Raw genomic sequence first — 1,673 nt, 5'->3', positions numbered from 1 at the left:
GAGCCGACCATCATGGTCATCGGCCCGAAACTGGCCGGAGCCGGCAAGGGATGAGCCCCACCTTCGGCATCGCCTTCGGCGGCGGCGGCCGAGGATCGAGCGGGCGTAGTCGTGGATGTCCTTGCCGGCCATACCCGATGCCATGCCGGCACCCATGATGGCGCCGATCGACGAGCCGGCAATCGCCACCGGCTTGATGCCGAGCTCGTCCAGCGCCTCGATGACATGGATGTGGGCCAGCCCGCGCGCGCCGCCGCCGCCGAAGGCGATGCCGAAGGTGGGGCTCATCCCTTGCCGGCTCCGGCCAGTTTCGGGCCGATGACCATGATGGTCGGCTCGGTGGTCAGCAGCTTTTTCGCCGCCGCCTTGACCTGTTCGAGCGTCACCGCATTGATGTAGCCGGCGCGGCGCTGCATGTAGTCGATGCCGAGATCGTCGAGCTGCAACTCGACCAATGTCGAGGCGATGGCGCTGGACGAGTCCAGATTGTTGATGGCGTAGGCGCCGATCATGTATTTCTTGGTCGCCGCCAGTTCCGCTTCGGTCGGGCCTTGTTCGGCCAATTGCTTGACGACATCGCGGACGATGCCAAGCGTCTCGGCCGCACGGTCGGACCGGGTGCCGGTGCTGACGATCAACGCGTTAGCGTGGTCCTGGTTGATGAGCGAGGAGTTGACACTGTAGGCCAGTCCGCGCTTTTCGCGCACTTCCTGGAACAGGCGCGAGGTGAAGGTGCCGCCGCCGAGGATCTCGTTCATCAGCACGGCGGGGAAGAAATCCGCCGCCTTGCGCTTCACGCCGGGAAAGGCGAGCTGCAGGGAGGTCTGCGGCAGGTCGTAGTCGACCTCGATATGCTGCGCCAGCTTCGGGTCGATATCGGCCACAGGCCTCAGCGCCTGGTTCTGCGGCAGGTCGCCGAACACCATGTCGAGCTTCTTCTTCAGCGTCTCCGCGTCGATGGCGCCGACTACGGCGACATGCAGGCCGCCGCGCGCGAACACCGCTTTGTGCAGGCCTTTCAGATCATCGGACGTGATGGCGGCGATGCTTTCCTTGGTGCCCTGATCGGAGCGGGAATAGGGATGGTCGCCATAGAGGGCGCGCGCCCATTTGTTCTGCGCCACCGTGTCCGGGTCGTTTTCGCCGGCGATGATGCCGGACAGGATCTGGGAACGGATGCGGTCGATCGGCAACTGGTCGAAGCGCGGCTCGTTGACCGCCAGCCGCAGCAGGTCGAAGGCCTGGTCGCGCTGCTCGGCCAGCATGCGCATCGAGCCGTAGATGCCGTCGCGGCTCTCGTCGAAGCTCATCTCGGCGCCGGCATCGTCGAGCTTGATCTGGAAGTCTTCACTATCGAGCGGGCCGGCGCCTTCGTCGAACAGGCCGGTCATCAGATTGGCCAGTCCTTCCTTGCCGACAGGATCCTGCGTCGAGCCGCCGCCAAAGACGAAGCGGATGGCCACGACCGGCACGGAATAATCCTCGACCAACCAGGCGGTGATGCCCTTTGGCGAGGTGACGGACTGGATCTCCATGGCCCGCGCGGTGAGCGCCGGCAGGATGAGGAAGAGGATGGAGAGAAAGAGGGTGGTGAGTGCACGCCATGCGGCAATCGTCGGCAGCGACCAATCGCGGAAGCCGGCGCTCCCCCTCCCCCCACCTCCGCTTTGTTC

At 65.2% G+C, this 1,673-nt stretch carries 2 protein-coding genes; both read right to left on the bottom strand.

Features of this window, described 5'->3' with window-relative positions:
* On the bottom strand, nucleotides 1-288 hold a 288-nt coding region (locus EN879_RS35025; RefSeq protein ID WP_245493924.1), incomplete at its 3' end, for a patatin-like phospholipase family protein.
* Nucleotides 285-1,622, bottom strand: a complete 1,338-nt coding sequence (locus EN879_RS35020) for a pitrilysin family protein (protein ID WP_164745909.1) — start codon at nucleotides 1,620-1,622, stop codon at nucleotides 285-287. The genes EN879_RS35025 and EN879_RS35020, both read right to left, overlap by 4 nt.
* Between the last annotated feature and the right edge of the window lie 51 nt (nucleotides 1,623-1,673).

Origin of the sequence: Mesorhizobium sp. M7A.F.Ca.AU.002.02.1.1 (assembly GCF_003998535.1) — a bacterium.
GTDB classification, from domain to species: Bacteria; Pseudomonadota; Alphaproteobacteria; order Rhizobiales; family Rhizobiaceae; genus Mesorhizobium; species Mesorhizobium ciceri.
The sequence above is the reverse complement of the archived record's forward strand: the minus strand, read 5'-3'. Positions and strand labels throughout refer to the sequence as shown.